The sequence below is a fragment of the Streptomyces pluripotens genome (genome assembly GCF_000802245.2).
In the GTDB taxonomy this organism is placed as follows: Bacteria; Actinomycetota; Actinomycetes; order Streptomycetales; family Streptomycetaceae; genus Streptomyces; species Streptomyces pluripotens.
The window spans coordinates 3,108,802-3,128,474 of record NZ_CP021080.1; the positions used below are offsets into that span (position 1 = coordinate 3,108,802).

Annotated in this window: 14 protein-coding genes, 1 tRNA gene and 1 riboswitch; of the genes, 3 read left to right on the forward strand and 12 right to left on the reverse strand. The window is 71.4% G+C overall.

The features are described from left to right. The first annotated feature begins 52 nt into the window (after positions 1 to 52). Positions 53 to 1,768 (forward strand): bifunctional 3'-5' exonuclease/DNA polymerase, encoded by a 1,716-nt coding sequence (locus LK06_RS13905; RefSeq protein WP_043404287.1) that lies wholly within the window; start codon positions 53 to 55, stop codon positions 1,766 to 1,768. A gap of 20 nt (positions 1,769 to 1,788) precedes the next feature. Here the strand turns inward: LK06_RS13905 and LK06_RS13910 are convergent, their stop codons facing one another. The 3 genes from LK06_RS13910 to nicT form a co-directional block, all read right to left on the reverse strand. Beyond that, positions 1,789 to 5,055, reverse strand: coding sequence for an AfsR/SARP family transcriptional regulator (locus LK06_RS13910; RefSeq protein WP_039654265.1), 3,267 nt, complete (start codon positions 5,053 to 5,055; stop codon positions 1,789 to 1,791). A gap of 450 nt (positions 5,056 to 5,505) precedes the next feature. Further along, on the reverse strand, positions 5,506 to 6,363 hold the full coding sequence (locus LK06_RS13915) for a glycosyltransferase family 2 protein (RefSeq protein WP_052270046.1): 858 nt from the start codon (positions 6,361 to 6,363) through the stop codon (positions 5,506 to 5,508). Positions 6,364 to 6,580: 217 nt separating this feature from the next. Next, complete coding sequence (nicT, locus tag LK06_RS13920; RefSeq protein WP_039654307.1) at positions 6,581 to 7,702, reverse strand: Nickel transporter NicT; 1,122 nt, start codon at positions 7,700 to 7,702, stop codon at positions 6,581 to 6,583. A gap of 27 nt (positions 7,703 to 7,729) precedes the next feature. After that, positions 7,730 to 7,918, reverse strand: a riboswitch (cobalamin riboswitch). 81 nt (positions 7,919 to 7,999) lie between these two features. Between nicT and LK06_RS13925 the strand changes: the two genes are divergently transcribed. After that, positions 8,000 to 8,356 carry an ArsR/SmtB family transcription factor gene (locus LK06_RS13925; protein WP_039654267.1) on the forward strand — a complete coding sequence of 119 codons (357 nt, stop codon included), beginning with the start codon at positions 8,000 to 8,002 and terminating at the stop codon, positions 8,354 to 8,356. A 258-nt stretch (positions 8,357 to 8,614) separates the two neighbouring features. On the opposite strand, the gene LK06_RS13930 is transcribed toward LK06_RS13925, so the two are convergent. The 6 genes from LK06_RS13930 to LK06_RS13955 all read right to left on the reverse strand — a co-directional run bounded on the left by LK06_RS13930 (position 8,615) and on the right by LK06_RS13955 (position 15,383). Then, positions 8,615 to 10,156 carry a HAMP domain-containing sensor histidine kinase gene (locus LK06_RS13930; protein WP_342351825.1) on the reverse strand — a complete coding sequence of 514 codons (1,542 nt, stop codon included), beginning with the start codon at positions 10,154 to 10,156 and terminating at the stop codon, positions 8,615 to 8,617. A gap of 22 nt (positions 10,157 to 10,178) precedes the next feature. Beyond that, positions 10,179 to 10,922, reverse strand: a complete 744-nt coding sequence (locus LK06_RS13935) for a response regulator transcription factor (protein WP_043432716.1) — start codon at positions 10,920 to 10,922, stop codon at positions 10,179 to 10,181. Positions 10,923 to 11,019: 97 nt separating this feature from the next. Continuing rightward, positions 11,020 to 11,778, reverse strand: a complete 759-nt coding sequence (locus tag LK06_RS13940) for a hypothetical protein (RefSeq protein ID WP_052318862.1) — start codon at positions 11,776 to 11,778, stop codon at positions 11,020 to 11,022. A gap of 55 nt (positions 11,779 to 11,833) precedes the next feature. Continuing rightward, a complete protein-coding gene (locus LK06_RS13945; RefSeq protein ID WP_039654269.1) occupies positions 11,834 to 13,045 on the reverse strand; it encodes an ABC transporter permease in 1,212 nt (403 codons plus the stop codon). Next, on the reverse strand, positions 13,042 to 14,058 hold the full coding sequence (locus LK06_RS13950) for an ABC transporter ATP-binding protein (RefSeq protein ID WP_078858749.1): 1,017 nt from the start codon (positions 14,056 to 14,058) through the stop codon (positions 13,042 to 13,044). The genes LK06_RS13945 and LK06_RS13950 overlap by 4 nt, the downstream gene beginning before the upstream one ends. Further along, positions 14,055 to 15,383 carry an efflux RND transporter periplasmic adaptor subunit gene (locus LK06_RS13955; RefSeq protein ID WP_052318863.1) on the reverse strand — a complete coding sequence of 443 codons (1,329 nt, stop codon included), beginning with the start codon at positions 15,381 to 15,383 and terminating at the stop codon, positions 14,055 to 14,057. Before LK06_RS13955 ends, LK06_RS13950 begins: the two co-directional genes overlap by 4 nt. A 306-nt stretch (positions 15,384 to 15,689) precedes the next feature. Here LK06_RS13955 and LK06_RS13965 point away from each other — a divergent pair, with 306 nt between their 5' ends. After that, positions 15,690 to 16,328, forward strand: coding sequence for a hypothetical protein (locus LK06_RS13965; protein ID WP_078858747.1), 639 nt, complete (start codon positions 15,690 to 15,692; stop codon positions 16,326 to 16,328). Between the two features lie 93 nt (positions 16,329 to 16,421). Here LK06_RS13965 and LK06_RS13970 read toward each other — a convergent pair. The 3 genes from LK06_RS13970 to LK06_RS13980 all read right to left on the reverse strand — a co-directional run bounded on the left by LK06_RS13970 (position 16,422) and on the right by LK06_RS13980 (position 19,594). Beyond that, positions 16,422 to 16,495 (reverse strand) — tRNA-Thr (locus LK06_RS13970). A 108-nt stretch (positions 16,496 to 16,603) separates the two neighbouring features. Beyond that, positions 16,604 to 18,235 (reverse strand): alpha/beta hydrolase, encoded by a 1,632-nt coding sequence (locus LK06_RS13975; RefSeq protein WP_039649507.1) that lies wholly within the window; start codon positions 18,233 to 18,235, stop codon positions 16,604 to 16,606. Positions 18,236 to 18,388: 153 nt separating this feature from the next. Next, positions 18,389 to 19,594, reverse strand: coding sequence for a DNA polymerase III subunit delta' (locus LK06_RS13980; RefSeq protein WP_039649487.1), 1,206 nt, complete (start codon positions 19,592 to 19,594; stop codon positions 18,389 to 18,391). Between the last annotated feature and the right edge of the window lie 79 nt (positions 19,595 to 19,673).

Sequence of the window (19,673 nt, forward strand, 5' to 3'; positions counted from 1 at the left end):
GCCGACGTCGCCGGCGGACCCCTTGTCAGACCCTCCTGCCACACTCGCGGTCATGACCGACCGGTGGGCGCTCGCACCGGCCGAGGACGGCGGCGTGGACGTCGCACCCCTCGGCCCGGACGGGCTGCCCGCCGGGCCGGTGCGGCGGGAGAGCGATCTCGCCGGGGCGGTGCGGAGCCGCCCGGAGGCAACACGCTGGGTGTGGCGGTCGACCGTCGAGGTCTACCCGCGCCTGCTCGCTACGGGGGTGCGAGTGGAGCGGTGCTACGACATCGAGGACGCCGAAACACTTCTGCTCGGCCATGAGGGTCGGTACGGCGAGCCACGCTCGGCCGCCGCCGCCCTGGCCCGCCTCCGCGGCGGCCCCGTACCGCCCGACCCGCCCCAGCGCACCGCCGGGCCGGGCGCGCAGTCCTCCCTGTTCGAAACCACTGGCGTCCGCCTGCCCCTCGAAGACCTCCTCGCCGTCTACGGCGACCAGCAGCGCCGGCACGAGCAGACCGACCGCCCCGGCCGGATGCAGCTGCTGACCGCCGCCCAGTCGGCGGGGACGCTGGTGGCCGCCGAAATGAATCACGCGGGCCTGCCCTGGAGCGGCGCGGTCCACCGCAGCCTGCTGCACGATCTGCTCGGCGAGCGGTACCCGGGCGGGGGCGAGCCGCGTCGCCTCGCCGAACTGACGGACGAGGTGTCGGCAGCCTTCGGCCGCCGGGTGCGGCCTGACCTGCCCGCGGACGTGGTCAAGGCCTTCGCACAGGCCGGGATCAAGGTGAAGTCCACCCGCCGCTGGGAGATCCAATCCGTCGGCCACCCCGCCGTCGAGCCCCTGCTGCAGTACAAGAAGCTGTACCGCATCTGGGTGGCGCACGGCTGGTCCTGGCTACAGGACTGGGTGCGCGACGGCCGCTTCCGCCCCGAGTTCCTCGCCGGTGGCACGGTCACCGGCCGCTGGGTGACGAACGGCGGGGGCGCCCTGCAGATCCCCAAGGTGCTCCGCCGGGCCGTGATCGCCGACCCCGGCTGGCGACTCGTGGTGGCCGACGCGGACCAGATGGAACCGCGGGTGCTGGCGGCGATCTCCCGCGACCCCGGTCTGATGGAGGTGGCCGGCCGGGAGAGCGACCTCTACCAGTCCGTGTCCGACCGCGCCTTCTCCGGCGACCGTGAGCAGGCCAAGCTCGCCGTACTCGGCGCGGTCTACGGCCAGACCTCCGGTGACGGTCTGAAGAACCTCGCCGCGCTGCGCCGCCGGTTCCCGAAGGCCGTCGCCTACGTCGACGAGGCGGCACGCGCGGGCGAAGAGGGCCGACTGGTGCGCACCTGGCTGGGCCGGACCTGCCCGCCGGCCGCCGGCTCCGACGCGGAGGCGGCGGCGGAGGAAGCGGGCATCCCCCTCGGCGCGGTCGGCGCTGAGGTGACGGCCGACGCGTCCTCGGACGGCCGGCCCGGCTGGACACCTGGCTACGCCTCCAGCGACTCCCGTGCACGCGGACGCTTCGCCCGGAACTTCGTCGTACAGGGCAGTGCTGCCGACTGGGCCCTGCTGCTGCTCGCCGCGCTGCGCCAGGCCTGCGCGGGCCTCAAGGCCGAGCTCGTCTTCTTCCAGCACGACGAGGTGATCGTGCACTGCCCTGCCGAGGAGGCCGACGCCGTCGTCCGGGCCATCCGCGAGTGCGCCGACCTCGCCGGCCGGCTGACCTTCGGGGAAACACCGGTGCGGTTCCCGTTCAGCACGGCGGTGGTGGAGTGTTACGCCGACGCCAAGTAGGCGGCTCCGCGAGGCCAGGGTCAGCCCGCGAGCAGCTCACGCAGCTCCACCAGCACCGCTCGCTCGTCCGTACCGTCCAGCGCCTCCAGCGCCGCCCTCCAGGCGTGGTACGCCTCCGCCCGCCGCCCCTGCTCGTGCAGCAGCAGTCCGTACTGGTGCCGGGCCAGGCCGCCCATGTAAGGGTCGGCACGGGCATCGGCCCGACGCTGCAGCTCCGCGCACTCACGGCCCGCCCGCTCGCTCTCCCCCAGCTGTCGCAGGGCCCGGACGAGACCGAGCCTGGTCTGGGACTCGCCGTGCCAGTCACCATGGGTGCCGAGGATGCGCCGGCTCTCCTCGAAGTGCCGGGCGGCGGCGGCTGGTTCACCGAGGGTGAGATGGGCGTAGCCGATGTTGCAGTGCGCCGAGTGCTGCACGATGACCGCGTCGAGCGCGTCCCCGATCGCCAGGGAGCGCCGGTGGTGCTCGATGGCGGCGCGAGGATCGGTGTGCTCGTAGAGGTTGCCGAGATGGCTGTGGGTGACGGCCTCCGCGAAGGAATCGTTCAACTGCCGCGAGTACGCGAGACTCTGCCGCAGCGCCTCCTCCGACTCCGCGAACCGGCCGAGCCCCTCCAGCAGCAGCCCTCGATTGTTCAGACAGCGTCGGATCCTGGAGGCCGTACCGAGCCGCCGCCAGATCTGCAGGGCCTGGTCGGTAAGGGCCAGGGCGTCGTTCTGCCGGCCGGTCAGGAAGTTCAGGCCCGCGAGGTCACCGAGCGCGTACGCCTCCGCCGCCGCGTCACCGAGCCGCCGCGCAACACGGACCGCGGCCCGCCCCAACACCTTCATCTCGGCGACGCGTCCGCTGCGCTGGACATAGGGGAAGAGCAGCCGCACCAGCGCGGAGAGGTGGGCGGCTCGGTGTGGGTCGGCCGCGTCGACGTTCCGGGCGACCAGGGCGACGACGTTCTCCAACTCCACCTCACCCCAGGCGCAGGCTTCCTCCACCGACGCGAAGGCCGGCACGGCGGCCACATCCTCGGCATGCTCGGGGGGCTGGGCGAAGATCGGCCGACGCCGGTCGTCCTGGTCGAACCCCGGTTCCACGATCGCGTTGAGCACCCGCTCGGCGACGGCGGCGTACCAGCGGAGGGCGACCAGATCCGGCGCGGACGCGGAGGCCGGGACCGGGACGGGCGCGGTGCTGGTGCCGTGAGCCGGTGTCTGGGGCGGGGCGGGGGTCGGCGTCCGGGGCGGAAGGGGGCGGAGCCCAGCGGTCGTAAAATCCGTACCCGCGACCGTCAGTTCGCGGGCGAAGTCGCGGACCAGGTCGTGCGGGGCGTAGCGGCCGTACGCCGTCTCCTCCAACAGGGCGACGTCGACCAGACGGTCCAGAGCTGCTTCGGCGCGGCGCTCATCGGTGCCGGTGAGGCGGGCGATCAGCGGGGCACCGTAGGTCGGAAGGTCGAGCGCGCCGATACGGCCCAGCGCGAGGGCTGCGTCCCGGTCGGCCTCGCGATCGGCGGCGGCGAGTGCGTCATGGGCCACGGCGAGGGAGCGCCGGACACTGAGATCGTCGTACTCCAGGTGGTGCAACCGTTCACCACTGACCGCCAGTTGACCGGCCAGAACCTCCGGGGTCAGTGCGCGGCGGGCGGCCAACCGGGCGGCGACGACGCGCAGTGCCAGTGGCAGCCGCCCGGTCAGCTCGACCAGGGCGTGGCCGGCGTCCAGCCCCTCGCGACCGCTCACGGCACGGAGCAGGTCCGCACTGTCCTGGGCGGACAGCGGGGTGAGGGGGAAACGCCGGGCGCCGTCGAGGGCGGTGAGCGGCGAACGGCTGGTGACGATCACCGCGCAGCCGGGTCCGGCCGGTAGCAGGGGCCGCACCTGGGCCGCGCCCGCAGCATCGTCCAGCACCAGCAGCATGCGGGCCGGGGCGAGGAGCGAGCGGAGCAACCTGGCTGCGGCATCCGGGCGTTCGGGAATACTGCGGGGCTCGACACCGAGGTCCCGCAGTAGGGAAGCGAGTGCCTGCGCGGCGGTGAGCGGGGTCATTCCGGGGGTGGCGCCGTGCAGGTTGACGTAGATCTGACCGTCGGTGAACCGTTCCCGCAGCATGTGGGCGACGTGCAGCGCCAGTGCACTCTTGCCGACACCGGCCATGCCGCTGACCACGGCGACGGCCGATGCCGGGGTGGACTGCCCGGCCAGGGACCGGGACAGTGCGCGGCATACCTCGGCGCGGCCGGTGAAGTGGGCCGGCGCAGCCGGGAGCTGGGCCGGGCGCGGGGTCCGCCGTGCGGTGGGACGGGAGGCGGGCACCGCGCGGACGCCCTCACCGGCTTCCGGCCCACCGTTCCCGTCGGCTTCGTTCGGCCGGTCGGCGGTTTCGGCAGACCGCCGCGGACCAAGATGCTGTTCCCCCCGTTGCTGCCGTCGTCCCTCGCCGCTCCCCCGCAGTACCTCGGCATGCGCCTCCCGGACCGGCGGGCCGGGCTCGATGCCCAGCTCACCCACCAAGCGGGCACGCAGGTCACGATGGACGGCCAGGGCCTCGGCCGGACGGCCGGTGCGGTGCAGGGCGAGCATCAGCTGACGGTGGTACGCCTCGCGCAGCGGATGATCGGCGACCAGAGCAGCCAGCTCGGGAACGAGCGCGGTGGCCCTGCCACCGCCCAGGGCGAGTTCGGCGTCGTAACGCCACTCCAGTAGGAGCAGCCGCGCCTCCTCCAGGCGCTGCACCAGGGCGACGCCGCCGAGTTCCGCGGACAGCCCGCTGAACGGGGTGCCGCGCCAGAGTGCGCGTGCGCCCAGGCAGGCATGCACGACACCCTGCCAGTCCCGCCGGGCGTGCGCCGCACGTGCCTCGGCGACCCGCGCATCGAACACGTGCACGTCCAACTCACCGTGGTCGACACGCAGCAGATAACCCGGCGCTACGGCCCTGAGCCGCTCGGGATCGTCCAGGAGCCGACGCAGCCGGGCGACGTGGTTGTACAGGGAAGCCTGCGCGGAGGCAGGCGGCGCCCCGCCCCACAGGACGTCCTTTAGCGACTCGATCGACACGACCCGGCCAGGCTCCAGTAGCAACGCGGCCAGCAGAGCGCGCACTTTGGGGCTGCCGACCGCACGGACCTCGGCGTCGGGGACCTCGGCGACGGCCGGTCCGCAATCAGCGCCAAAGGCGCTGCCGGCGGCCTGCGTCAGGGGGCCGTCCAGGGTGTCTCGGGAGAGTGTGTACGGCGGTCGGCCGTAGAGGACCGGTGGCCCCAGCAGTCCGAACCGCAGCCCGCGCCGCCGCATCTCGCCGCTCCACTGCCTTCCCGCCCGGCTGGGATCGGCCGAGTTCCGCGGCAGATGTGCACCTGCCGCCCACTGGCGGATTTCCGCCCCATCCACAACGGCTTCCCGCCACCTTCGTTCGGTCGACCCGGTCCTGGACCCGCCTGCCTGAGGCCCTCTTCCGCTCCCACGGAACGAATTCCGGCCAACCGGCCCTTGACGTCCGCCGAACCGTTGGCCACATGTTAGCGATCTGTTGGCGCATTCTGATCTGATCATTTCATCGGAGCCGGTTCGACGGCGCGCGCGTCTATCGCGTAGCTCGGGGGAGTGTCGCCGCAGGCCGGCTCCGGGGACGTACGGGGCCCCGGTCGGCGGAGGTGAACGACCGGGGCCCCGTCCTGCCCCCTTCCACGACCCGTGCCCTCCACGTTCCTCCCCGTGCTCGGTTCCCGGCCTCGCAGGCCGGACTCAGATCACCGGCGGACGCCCGAGCCGGGTAAGCCGCCACACCGTTCGCCAGCGCATGGGCCGTCGTTCCCCGGCCGGCTCCCGCAGCCCTTCCGCGAACCCGCCGAACCACGCCTTCAGCCCGGCCACGGAGCGGGTGCGGGCGAGGGTGAGCAGCACCCACACGCCCAGGTGCACGGGGACGAGCGGCAGCGGCAGCCGGCGCCGGACGAGCCAGACACGGTTCCGGGCGTTGACGCGGTAGTAGATGGCGTGCCGCGCCGGCGAGGTCTTGGGGTGCTGGAGCAGTAGTTCGGGGGTGTAGCGGATCTTCCAGCCGGCGTCGACGGCCCGCCAGGCGAGGTCGGTCTCCTCGTGCGCGAAGAAGAACCGGGCCGGCCAGTCCCCGGTCTCGGCCAGCATCGCCATCCGCAGTGCGTGCCCGCCGCCGAGGAAGCCGGCGACGTATCCCCCGCGCATCGGGTCCGACCTGCCCACCCGGGGAACGTGCCGCTGCTGGGTCTCGCCCCGCTCGTCGGCGATGCGGAAGCCGACGATGCCCAGGCGGGGCTCGGCGGCGTAAAGGTCTCGTACGCGCCGCAGTACGTCGGCGTCGACGAGCAGCCCGTCGTCGTCCAGTTCCACGACGACATCGACGTCCCCGTACTCCCGCAGCCGCGCAAGCGCGGTGTTCCGGCCGCCGGGGCAGCCGAGGTTCTCCTCGACTTCGATGGTGGTGACCTCGCCGGGCAGGGAGAGACGGCTGGTGAACTCCGGCAGCCGACAGCCGTTGCCCACGATCACGATGCGGGCGGGGGCGAGATCCTGCTTCGCCACGGACTCCAGCAGGGCGTCGACCTCTGCCGGCCGGTTCCCCATGGTCACCACGGCGACGGCGATCCTCAGCTCCACCACGTTCCTCACCCATCCGGCCGGCGGCGGCACCGCGTCCCGACCGCCCGGCGCCCGCCGTTCACCAAGATGTTGCCTCACGGGTGCAGGTTCACCTGACAGCGATTCACTTGGCGACCTCTTGAACTCGTCTTACTCCGATGTCCTCCGGGTTTGTCGGTTCGTTCACCATGCGGTGGGACCGTCAGCGGGGGTCGGCCGTGCGAACGCTCCAGCGCTCCTCGACCCTGGCCAGGCGCCAGTAGGTGATGGCCGCGGCCCAGACGACCACGAACAGGCCGACGATGACATAGCCGACGTTGTCCAGGTCCAGGCCCGCGATCCAGCCGGTGACGTCATCACGTAGGCCGAGTTTGTCGTGCAGGACGCCGACCAACTCGATCGTGCCCACGAAGAAGGCCACTGCGATGGACAGGCCGGTGATGGTGAGGTTGTAGAACACCTTCCGCACCGGGTTGGAGAAAGCCCACTGGTAGGCGAAGTTCATGAACGTGCCGTCAAGGGTGTCGAACAGGCTCATGCCCGCCGCGAACAACAGCGGAAGGCACAGCACCGCGTACCAGGGGAGCCCGGCGGCGGCACCGTTCCCGGCCAGGGCGAGCAGCAGGACCTCGGTGGAGGTGTCGAAGCCGATACCGAAGACGAAACCGAGCGGGAACATCTGCCCCGGGCGCCGGACGGACCTGGTGAGCCGGCCCAGGATGCGGTTCATGAAGCCGCGCGAGTCGAGGTGGGCCTCCAGCTCCGTCTCGTCGTAGTGCCCGGCGCGCATGGCCCGGAAGACGCGCAGGATGCCGAACAGCGCGACGAGGTTGAGGGCCGCGATGAGGTACAGGAAGGAACCGGAGACCGTGGTGCCGACGGCGCCGAGGACCTGATGGGTCCGGGAATCGTCGTTCATCAGGGTGCCGGCGAGCTTCGCGCCACCGGCGACCAGCACGGCCATGACGACGACCACGCTGGAGTGCCCCAGCGCGAACCAGAACCCCACCGAAACCGGCCGCTTGCCGTCGGCCATCAGCTTGCGGGTGGTGTTGTCGATCGCCGCTATGTGGTCCACGTCGAAGGCGTGCCGCATGCCGAGCGTGTACGCCGTCACGCCCAGGCCGATGCCGAACGCCTTTGTACCGACCTCGTAGTGATGCGGAATCACGAGCAGGAACAGGATCCCGAACGCCACCACGTGCAGTGCGACGATCATGGCCAGCAGACCGGCTGTCCGGACGGTGTCCTCGCGGCGCCAGCGGAAGGAGTGGGGGGTGGACGGGGCGGCGGTCGTTTCGGACACGCCTTCGGACACGGTCATACGTTCACGCTCCAGCACCTCGTGGATCAGCTTCGTGATGCCGTGGCCGGTCTCCTGGCTGACGGGTCGACGCGCCCGCCCCTGCCTTCCCGGCTGTGTGGCCAGTGGCGTGTGTGGGGCGGGAACTTCCCGATCACAGTGGCGAGGGCCGCTCCGGACTGAGCCCTTGAAGGGCCGGCACCGGTCTTCCCGAACACCACGGCCCGTTCACCCTAGAAGGCAGTGGGTAGTGACTGCAAGGCTGCACAGTTGAGCAGGTATAGCGGGAACGCGAGGGGAGGCTGCGATGATGGCTCCATGCATCTCGTCCCCGCGGAACGTGCCGGGCAGCGCACCATCGACGGTCACCGGGTCTGTGACGCCATCGCCGCCATCGGCGAGCCCGAGCGCGTACGCGCCTGGGCGGACCGCTTCTCCCTGCTCTCCGACCCCGGACGTCTGTCCTTGCTGCTCGCCCTCCACCGGGCCGGCCCGATCTCCGTGTCCGACCTCGCGGTCGCCACCGGGATGAGGGACACCACCGTTTCCCAGGCCCTGCGTCTGCTGCGCACCGCGGGCATCGTCGAGGGCCTGAAGGACGGGCGGATCGTGCGCTACCGCCTGGTCGACGGATCGATCTCCGGGCTGCTGGAGCACTGCGTGGGATCCGACTGAGGCACACCCGGGCATACGGACAGCAGGAACCGTGATGAGCAGCCTCCCGACCGGCGCACCGGTATCACCGCACGCCGATGGAGTGATCTGAGCGGCCTCGCGAAGGGGTCGTCCCTGCAGGGTGACGGCTCCGGGCCAGGGGCCTCACGTCACGTCCTGCCCCCGCACACAAGGTCGCGATGCCCTCATGACGGGACCGTGCGCTGGCCAGCGTCCCCCGTCTGAAGACCTCGGCAGGGGGCGCTGCCCCGTCGGGCCTCAGTGTTGTTTCGCCGAGGGGAGGCGGACGCGGAAGAGGGTGCCTTGACCGGGGGTGCTCTCCAGGTCGACGTGGCCCGCGTGGGCGGTGACGAGGGCGTGGACTATGGACAGGCCGAGGCCGGCGCCGTCAGTGGGGGTGGTGCGGGTGCGGGCGGGGTCGACGCGGTAGAACCGTTCGAAGACACGAGCGGCCTGCTCGGGGGTGAGACCGGGGCCGCGGTCGGCGACTTCGAGGACGCCGTGACCGTCAAGGGTGCCGACGCCGATGCGGACCGGGGTGCCGGGTGGAGTGTGGGCGACGGCGTTACCGACGAGGTTGGCGACCACTTGGCGCAGCCGGGCCTCGTCACCAAGGACGGGGGCGGGGCCGGGCGGGGTGCCCAGGTCGCCTGGGCCGGTGAGGGTGACCGGGCGTCCGGGGTCCAGGGCAGTGATGTCGTGCAGGGCATCCACCGCAAGGGTACGCAGGTCCATCGGGGCGGGTTGGACCGAGCGCTGCTCGCCCATCCGTACCAGGGTCAGCAGATCCTCGACGAGGCCGCCGAGGCGTACGGCCTCGCTCTCGATACGGGCCATCGTGCGTTTGACGTCCTCCTCGTCGACGAGTGCGCCCATCAGGTAGAGCTCGGCAAAGCCGCGGATCCCGGCGAGCGGGGTCCGCAGCTCGTGGCTGGCGTCCGCGACGAACCGCCGCATCTGCTCCTCGGACTCCGCGCGGGCCGCGAAGGCCGACTCGATCTGGGCGAGCATCACGTTCAGTGCCGAGGACAGCCGCCCGGCCTCGGTGCGCGGCGAAGCCTCGGGCATCCGGTGGGACAGCGGGCGGCCCGCGGCTATCTCGGTGGCCGTCGCCTCGATCAGCCGCAGCGGGCGCAGACCGGCTCGTACCGCGAACCAGGCGGCCAGTCCGAGCAGGGCCGCCACCACACCACCGATCAGGAGGAAGGCGGTGCTCAGGTGATCGGTGGTGGAGTCCACCTCATCCAGGGAGGCGGAGACCACCACGCCGACGGGCAGCGGCGCGGCCACGTTCGCCGAAGGGGAGGAGTCGGTGGCAGAGGTGCCGTCCGTGGTCACGGCGGAGGCCGCGACCGGCACGATGAGGACCCGCCAGCTGCCACCGTGGTCGCTGGCGACGTCGAAGGGCTTGCCGAGGTGGGCCTGCAGGGAGGCCGCATCCATCCGGGGCCACACCGGGCGGGGATCACCGGCGGCGACGGGAAGGCGGAACTGCTCGGAGACCCGGCCGTCCGCCGCCACGAAGGCGACCACGAACTGGCTCGGCAGCCATGACCCGTGCCTGTTCGAATGGACGAAGCGTGGCTCCGGCACGCCGTCCGTGCCCAGGCGCGCGGCGAGCGACTGCCCATAGCGCTCCAGCTGCCGGTCCACCCGTGTGACCAACTGGCCGCGGACCGAACCGAGCACCACCATGTCACTGACGGTCAGCCCGAGCAGAACCAGGGCCAAGGAGAGCAGCATCAACCGCGACCGCAGGGACACCGCCGACAACCGCAGGCCCCGCGCCCGGGTGGTCAAGGCACGCGGGTTCACCGCGCCCTCAGCCCTGTGTCGGCGGGCGCCGCAGCACGTAACCGACGCCGCGCACCGTGTGGATGAGCTTCGCGGCCCCGTCCACCCCCGAGTCCACCTTCCGCCGTACGTAGGAGATGTACGACTCGACGATGCTGAGGTCACCGCCGAAGTCGTACGCCCACACGTGGTCCAGGATCTGCGGCTTGGAGACCACCCGGTCGGCGTTGGCCATCAGATACGCGAGCAGTTTGAACTCGGTGGGGGACAACGACACCGGCCGCCCGGCCCGGATGACCTGGTGTCCGACCGGGTCGAGTTCCAGGTCGCCCGCCACCAGCCGTCCGTCGTCGGTGGGTGCCCCGGTGCGCCGCAGGATCGCCCGGATCCGCGCAATCAGTTCCTCCAGGCTGAACGGCTTGATGACGTAGTCGTCGCCGCCGGCCGTCAGCCCACTGATCTTGTCCTCGACGCCGTCCTTCGCGGTGAGGAAGAGCACTGGCAGCCGGTCGGTCGCACCGCCCGCCGTCCGGGAGGAGTGCGGCCCCGAGTCCTCCCACAGCCGTTTCGCCACCGCGAAGCCGTCCATGTCGGGCAGCATCACGTCCAGGACGACAAGGTCGGGGCGCTCCTGGGCGACCGCCGTCAACGCGTCCGCTCCGGTCGCCGCGGAGACGACTCTGAACCCGGCGAAACGCAGGGACGCCGACAGCAGTTCCCGGATGTTGGGTTCGTCGTCGACCACCAGCAGACTGGCCTCGGGCGTGTCCATGGACTCCTCCTGGGGCAAATGCCGTGCACCCTACGCTCTGCGGCTGTGAGCCCGGTTCCGGACCCGAATGCCGGACCCCGGCAGGCTCCGGCCGGGATCAGTTCCCGCCGGAACGACTGCCGGTCCCGCCGTTGGATCTGCCGAACCCCCCGAAGCCGCCGCCCGGCCCGCCCTCCGTCACCGTCGTCGCCGCGATGTCTCCGTCGGCGTTCTGGCTGCCCCTGATCGTCACCGTCTGCCCGGGCTGGAGGTCACCGATCTTGCCTTCCTTGGACTCGGTGACCTTCGTGGACCCGCCGGTCGTGACCTTGACGATGTCGCCCTGGGCGTCGGTGACGTAGATCGTCTTGCCGTCGACGAGCTTGACGGTGCCGAACGTCACGCCGGAGCCGGCCCCGGCACCGTTCGAAGCACCGGTGCCCCCTGCGCCTTGGCCGAAGGTACGACCGCCGCCGGCACGCGCGCTCGCCCCGGCACCCGCCCGTGATCCCGTGCCGCCCGAGAAGGTGAACCCGCGGCCCGACGCCGCACCCGGCGGGTTCTGCAGGTGGCCCTTCTCCACCAGCACCCCGCCGGTGAAGGCACCCGCCGCCACCGCTCCGGCCGCCAGCACCAGCGTCAGCCACGGCAACCTGCGCCGCGGTGGCGCCGCCAGCTCCGCCGAGATGTCCCGCGCGTCCGGCGGCTCGGCCAGGACGTCCTCGGGCGGCTCGGCGGTGGCGCCGCCTGGCCCCTGCACCGCCTCGACCTCAGATGCGTCCGATGCGGCCTCCGTCCCCGACGGCGCGGGTACCAGCGGCAGCAGTTCCGTGCGGGCGTCGTCCGCCTTGACCAGTTCGGTGCGGCGTCGCGCCATCTCCGGTACTCCCTCTCTCCAGCTCACTCAAGCTCACTCAAGCTCTGACGTGGTGTCACTCGTGCCGCAGTGCCTCGATGGGACGCAGGCTCGCCGCACGGTTGGCCGGGTAGCTGCCGAAGAACAGCCCGATGGCGACGGCGATGGCGAAGGCTCCGCCCACCGACTCTGGGATGATCACCGGCTTGATGCCGACGATGGTGAAGTGCGAGCCGATCAGCCCGCCGACCACGCCGAGCCCGCCGCCGACCACCGACAGCAGGGTCGACTCGGCGAGGAACTGCCCCAGGATGAGGCCCTTGGGTGCGCCGATCGCCTTGCGGATGCCGATCTCCCGGGTCCGCTCGGTCACCGTCACCAACATGATGTTGGTGATCCCGATCCCGCCGACCAGCAGCGAGATCGCGGCCACCGCACCGAGCAGCACCGTGAAGGTCTGGCGGGTGGACGTCTGGGTATCCAGCAGTGACGCCTGGCTACTGACCCGGAAGTCCAGCGCCGAGGCGTCCTTGATGCCGTGCTGGGCCATCAACACGGTGGTGATCTCGTTCTGCGCGGGCGTGGTGGCGTCCGCGGTCTTCGCTTCGACCAGGATCTGGCTGATCGGCCCGAAGCCGGTGAACGCGTTCTGCACGGTGGGCAGCGGTGCGATCACCGTGTCGTCCGGGTCCTGGAAGCCGGTGCCGCCCTTGGTCTCCAGCACCCCGACCACGGTGAACGGGGTGCCGCCCAACACGATCTTCTTGCCCACCGGGCTGACCGTGCCGAACAGGTCGGTGGCGGTCGTCGAGCCGATCACCGCCACCTTGCGGGAGTTGAGCACGTCATCGGCGCTGAAGTAGTCGCCTTTCGCCACCTTGCTGTTGGACGCCTTGAAGTACGCGGGATAGGTGCCCACGACCTGGCCCACGGTGTGCGAGGTGCCCTGGTACAACGCGGTCTGCGAGGTGCTGACCTCGGGCGCGACCGACTCGATATCGGGGGCCGAGGCCGGGTCGGCGAGCGCCCGGGCATCGTCCACGGTCAGCGGCTTGGTGACCGTCGCCGTGGACCTGGCGCCGAAGCCGGCCCCGGAGGAAACGGTCAGCGCGTTGGTGCCCAGCTTCTCGATGGAGTCCCTCACCGCCTGCGAAGAGCCGTTGCCGACCGCGAGCAGGATGATGACGGCAGCCACACCGATGAGTACGCCCAGCATCGTCAGGCCCGAACGGACCTTGTTCGCGGCGAGCCCGCCGAAGGCGAACCGTAGGGTCTCGATGACGTTCACCGGCCGGCACCTCCCGGGGCGATCGCGGAGCCAGCACCGGAGGTCCCGTCAGCCAGGGAGTGCGCGGAGTCCGAGGAGTGCGCGGAGTCCGAGGAGTGCGGGGAATCCGAGGAGTGCGGGGAACGCTGGGAGTGCACCGCGAAGATCGCGGGATCGCGGAGTGCCGGCGGTGGCCCCTCGACCGGCGCTTGCCGTACGTCCTCCACGATCCGTCCGTCCACCAGTCGCAGCACCCGCTTGGCGTGCCGGGCCACCTCGTCCTCGTGCGTGATCAGGACGACGGTGCGGCCGGAGGCGTTCAACCGGTCGATGATGGCGAGCACCTCCTCCGTGCTGCGGCTGTCCAGGTTTCCGGTCGGCTCGTCGGCGAGCAGCATCGCGGGCGCGGTGACCAGCGCGCGGGCAACCGCCACACGCTGCTGCTGGCCGCCCGAGAGTTCGTTGGGCCGGTGCCCGACCCGGTCCGCGAGGCCGACCAGGGCGAGCGCGGCGAGCGCGCGGCGCCGCCGCTCGGCGGACCTCACCCCGGCATAGGTGAGGGGGAGTTCGACCTGGGCGAGCGCGGGAGTGCGCGGCACCAGGTTGAACGACTGGAAGACGAAACCGATCTTGCGGTTGCGGACCAGGGAGAGCTGGTGCTCGTCCAGGCCGCCGACGTCGATGCCGTCCAGCAGGTAGCGGCCCGAAGTCGGCTCGTCCAGGCAGCCCAGGATGTTCATCAGGGTGGACTTGCCGGAGCCCGAACTGCCCATGACGGCCACCATGTCGCCTTGCTCGACCACCAGGTCCACGCCGGCCGGCTCGCCCGTCACGGGGCCGGGGCCGCCGCCGAGGGCGCGGACGACGGCGTCACCGTGCCCGTACGTCTTGGTCAGCGACCGCACCTCGATGACCGGCGGAGGGCTCCACGGACTGTCGGCGCCCGGTTCGGCCGCGGGCCCGGCTCCCGTCTCGGCCCGGCGGTGGAATCCGGTTCGGCCCAGGCGCAGCCGCTTGCGCGGGTCCCACCTCATCCGCGACCGCCTCCGCCGGAGCCCCGGACGCCGCCACCGGTGCGCGAGCCGCCGCCCCTGCCCCCGAACCGGCCGCCGCCCCCGAGGCCACCGGGGAACGCTCCGCTCGGGAAGCCACCGTTCCCAGCCGACGCCACGGTCGGGATCTGCACCTTCTGGCCCTCGGTCAGGCCCTTGGTGATCTGGTCCGCGGAATCGCCCTCGACACCGACGGTGACGTCAGTACGGGTGGTGGAGCCATCGGAGTTGATCACCAGGACCGTGCGGTTGGCGCCTGTGCCGGACACCGCAGCGGTTGGCACGCTCAGTGCACCGGACGCCTCACCGGTGATGACCTGGATGCTGGCGCTCAGGCCGGTGCGCAGGTTCGCGGTGGGGCTGGTGATGGTGAGCGTGGCCTCGTACTGCACGGCACTGCCACTGTTGCCGGCGGCGGAGCCACTGCTCGCCGGCAGCGAACTGACCGACAGGACTTTGGCGTTGAGGACCGTGCCGGATTCGGCGTTCAGGGTGACCCTGGCCGCCTGGCCGGGCTTGACCTTCAGGGAATCGGCCTCGGAGAAGTCCGCGGTGACCTGCATCCCGGTGGGGTTGGTCAGCACGATGAAGCCCGTCGGGGTGGTGGAGCTGCCGGCGCTACTCGACGAGCCGGACGAGCCGTTGCCGGAGCCTCCGCTTCCCGTCCCGGTGACCGTCTGGCCCTTCTTGGCGGACACCGACGCGACCGTGCCGGACACCGGAGCCTTGAGGACGCACCCGTCCAAGGCACGCTGGTCGGCGTCGACCCTGTTCCGTGCCTGGGTCAACTGGGCCTGTGCCTGGGCGAGCTGGGCCGGATCCACGGTCGGGGTCGGGGTCGGGGTGGCCGTGACGCCGCCACGGCCGGAGGCGGAGGAACCGGATGAGGCGCTGCTCCCGTTGGCTGCGGGGAGTTCGCCCGCCTGTACCTTCGTCAGGTTCGCCTCCGCCGCGGTCAGCGACGCCTCGTCCTGGCTCAGGGTCTCCTTCGCCGATGTCGGATCGACCTTGGCCAGGACTTGACCCTTCGTCACCTTGTCGCCCGGTTTGACGCTGACCTCGGTGAGAGTACCGCCGGTGGCGAAGTTCAGCCCTGCGTCGCTCGGCGAGAACAGCGTGCCGGATCCGGAGACCGTGGCGAGCACCGTGCCCTTGGTGACGGTGGCCACCCGGGCAGTGCCGTTACCGGAAGACTTGCCGCCGTCGTCGTGCACCGCCGCGTAGGCGCCGCCCGCACCCGCGAGGACCACCACGCCGAGCACCGAGTTGATCAGGGCGGCCCTGCGCCGCCGTGGGAGCACCTTCATGGCGCGCATTGTGGACGCCCATGCCTTTGAACGCCTGGGAGAATCCTGGGAGTTCACTGGGAGTGGCGACCCGCGGCCGGGCGGCCGAACAGGCGGCAAACAGCACTTATTGTGAATAAACCGGTCGAGCATCGGCCGCCGGGTGAAGTCGTCCGCCACACGCTCCCCGGAAACTCACAGCACGGTCCCCGGAAGTCTCCATTTCGATGCGGTTGAGTCGTCCGTCACCGCCCGCGCACCCCCGCGTCTCTGTGCATGCTCGCGCGCGGCGATATACCAGCCGCTGACCCGAGGGGACATACGAAGATGCCCAGGACCACTGCCGGCGCGCTGCGGGCGGGCGTGTCCGTCGCCGTCCTCGCCGTATCAGGAGCGCTCCTCCTCACGGCGTGTTCGTCCTCGCCGGGTTCGGCCTCGGCGTCCGACAAGCCTTCGGGGTCGGCCACAGCCTCCTCCGGCAGGGCAGGCGGACCGCAGGCGATGGAGGCGTACCGACAGTGCCTGTCGCAGCACGGGATGGACCTGCCGACCTTTGCGAGGCGCTCACCGGGGGCACCGCGGCCCTCCGGTTCGCCGCGCGCCAGAGGTGGGTTCGGCGGAGGCGGCTTCCCTGGGTTCGGCGGTGCCTCACCCGACGCGACCACCCAGAAGGCGCTCGACGCGTGCAAGTCGCTGCGGCCGCAGTTCACCGGGCGCGGCGGGGCCGGCGGGGCGAACTCGACGGCATTCCGTGCCTTCACCAGCTGCCTGAAGGACCACGGGGTGGTGGTGCCCACGCCATCGCCCGGCACGACCAACGGCGCCGGCAGACGTGGCCGACTCGGCGGCCTTCGCGACCTGAACACCTCCGATCCGAAGACGGCGAAGGCGTACGAGACCTGCAAGGCGCTACTGCCCCAACGCCCTTCGGGCTCGGGAACCCCCTCGCCGACGGTCACGGCCTGAGACGACACGCGCACGGCCCGATCCCGGCACCGCCGTCGCGTTCGCCGAACGGAAAAGCCCGGCTCAGAGATCTCTGAGCCGGGCTTCGGATTGAGCCGCTTTCGGGATTCGAACCCGAGACCTACGCATTACGAGTGCGTTGCTCTGGCCATCTGAGCTAAAGCGGCACGCTGTCCGCACTATGGTGCGATCAGCAACGACGGTAAGTCTACACAGTTTCCAGGAGTGCTTCGTACCCGCCCCGGAGCAGGCGGTTCCAGGGCGGGTGAAGAGGGCTATGAGCAGCGTTTTCCGGTGGTGGGCGGGGTGCCGTGGAGCAGGTAGGTGTTGATCGCGGTGTCGATACAGGTGCTGCCGCGGCCGTACGCGGTGTGACCGTCGCCGATGTAGGTCAGGAGGTGGCCCGAGGACAGCTGGCGGGCCAGGGACTGCGCCCAGCGGTAGGGGGTCGCCGGGTCACGTGTGGTGCCGACGACCACGATGGGCGCCGCGCCCTTCGCCTCGATGCGGTGCGGCTCGCCCGTGGCCTTCACCGGCCAGTACGCGCAGTTCAGTGAGGCCCAGGCCAGGGCCTCGCCGAAGACCGGGGATGCCTTCTTGAACTCGGGCAGGGCCTTCTCCACCTGGGCGGGGCCGGTGAAGGCCGGCGGCAGGTCCAGGCAGTTCACGGCGGCGTTGGCCATCATCAGATTGCTGTAACGGCCGTTCGCGCCACGCTCGTAGTAGCTGTCGGAGAGCGCCAGCAGTCCCGCGCCGTCGTTCTCCCTCATCGCCGAGCTCAGTGACTCGCGCAGTTGCTCCCACGCCCCCTCGTCGTACATCGCCGCGATCACCCCGGTAGTGGCCAGCGCCTCACCGAGCTTGCGGCCGTCCACGTCGCCCGCCGAGATGGGGTGGGCGTCCAGCTTGCGGAAGAACGCCTTGAGATGGTCGCCGACCTGCGCGGGCGTCGTGCCCTTGCCGCCGAGCGGGCAGTCGGAGTGCCGTACGCAGTCCTTCGAGAACGCCTGGAACGCCGTCTCGAAGCCGGCCGTCTGGTCCAGGTTCAGCCTGCGGGCGTCCAGGTCCGGGTCCATCGCGCCGTCCAGAACCATCCGGCCGGTCCGTTCCGGGAACAGGCCGGCGTACGTCGCCCCCAGGAAGGTGCCGTACGACGCCCCGACGTAGTTCAGCCTGCGGTCACCCAGCGCCGCCCGCAGGATGTCCATGTCACGCGCCGCCTCGACGGTGGAGACGTGCTGGAGCAGCCGCGCCGAATGCGCCCCGCAGCTCTGCGCGAACGTCTTGTCCGCCGCGACCAACGCGGCCTTCTCCCGCTGATCATCGGGCGTCAGGTCGGTCTGCGTGTATGTGTCCATCCGACGCCCGTCCAGGCATTCGACGGGTTCACTGTGGGCGACGCCCCGCGGATCCACCGCGACCATGTCATAGCGGGCGCGGACCTCGGCCGGATAGCCGATGCCCGCGTACTGCTGGAGGTAGCCGATCGCCGAGCCGCCCGGGCCGCCCGGGTTGACCAGCAGCGAACCGATCGGCTTGCCGGTGCCGGTGGCCGACTTGCGGGCGACCGCGAGGTGCACGTCGCCCGAACCGGGCTTCGCGTAGTCGAGCGGGGCCTTCATCGTCGTGCACTCGAAGCCGGCGACACCGCAGCTGTGCCAGTGCAGCCGCTGGGTGTAGTACGGCGTCAGCGCCGACGGCGTCGACTGCGGCAACGCCGCCAGCGCCACGTCCGCCGCACCGGTCACCGAGGTGGGCGGGTTCCCGGAGGAACAGGCGGACACGAGCAGGGCGGCGGCCGTGAGAAGGGTCGCCGTCAGGAAGGCCGGGGCTCGGGTGGGGGTACGGGTCCCGGTGCGGGTCCCGTACCGGCTCCGGGTGCAGCGGAAGGATGGCCAGGTGTGCATCATGCGAGAGTAACGCTGTGCGGTGGCTTGAACGCACCGCGTGGTGAGCATGGCTCGTACGGGTGAGGCTCCCCGTCAATCCCGGGCGACCCGGCCCACCCGGCCCCGGTCATCCGCGCGCAACGCCGTCCCCTGCGCCGCCCCCTGCCCCGGTCACCCGGCCCGCAACGCCATCGTCATCGCCTCCACCGCGAGCAGCGGGGCGACATTGCGGTCCAGAGCCCCACGGCACGCGGCGATCGCCTCGATCCGGCGGAGCGTGGACTCCGGAGCGCTGCCCCGGGCCAGCTGCCCCAGGGCATCCTCGGCATCGGCGTTGGCGATCGCCACCCGGGAGCCGAGCTGGAGGGCGAGAACGTCGCGGTAGAAGGAGGTGAGGTCGCCGAGCGCAAGGTCGAGACTGTCGCGCTGCGTGCGGGTTCTGCGGCGTTTCTGCATGTCCTCCAGGTCTTTCATCACCCCCGCCGTACCGCGCGGGAGTCGACCGCCCTGGGCCGCCCCCAGCGCAGCCTTCAGCTCTTCGGTCTCCTTGCCGTCCATTTCCTCGGCGAGCTGCTTGGCATCCTCGGCGGCGGCATCGACCAGTTCCTGGGCGGCCTTGAGGCAGGCTCCCACCTCGTCCAGTCTCAGGGGCAGCCTGAGCACAGCGGCCCGGCGCTGGCGCGCCGCTGGGTCGGTGGCCAGGCGCCGGGCCCGGTCGACATGGCCCTGCGTGGCACGAGCGGCAGACTCCGCGACCTGCGGTTCGACGCCCTCGCGTCGTACGAGCATGTCGGCGACCGCGTCGACGGACGGGGTCAGCAGGTTCAGGTGGCGGCAGCGGGAACGGATGGTCGGCAGGACGTCCTCGACGGACGGGGCGCACAACAGCCAGACCGTGCGCGGGGCGGGCTCCTCGACGGCCTTGAGGACGGCGTTGGCCGACTTCTCGTTCAGCCGCTCGGCGTCCTCGACCAGAATGATCTGCCAGCGGCCGTTCGCCGGGGCGGTGAACGACTTGCGGACCGTGTCACGCATGTCCTTCACCAGGATCTCGGAGCCGACCGCGGCGACCGTGGTGACATCCGCGTGGGTGCCGAGCAGCGCGGTGTGGCAGCCGTCGCAGAAACCACAGCCGGGGACCCCACCGAGGGCGCGGTCCGGGCTGACGCACTGCAGGGCCGCGGCGAAGGCCCGCGCCGCCTGGTTCCGGCCCGCTCCGGGCGGGCCGGTGAACAGCCAGGCGTGCGTCATCCTGGACGCTTCGGGCAACGGTTCGTCGGCCGCGGCGGCGGTGACGAGGGCGTCAGCGTCCCGCGCGGCGGCGTCGAGTACCGCGCTCACCTTCTCCTGCCCCACGAGGTCGTCCCACACGGTCATGGGTTACGCCGCCCTTCCGTCACACTCCGCGTTCCGCAGTCCATTGTGCGGGCGGGCACTGACAACGCATGACGGGCGG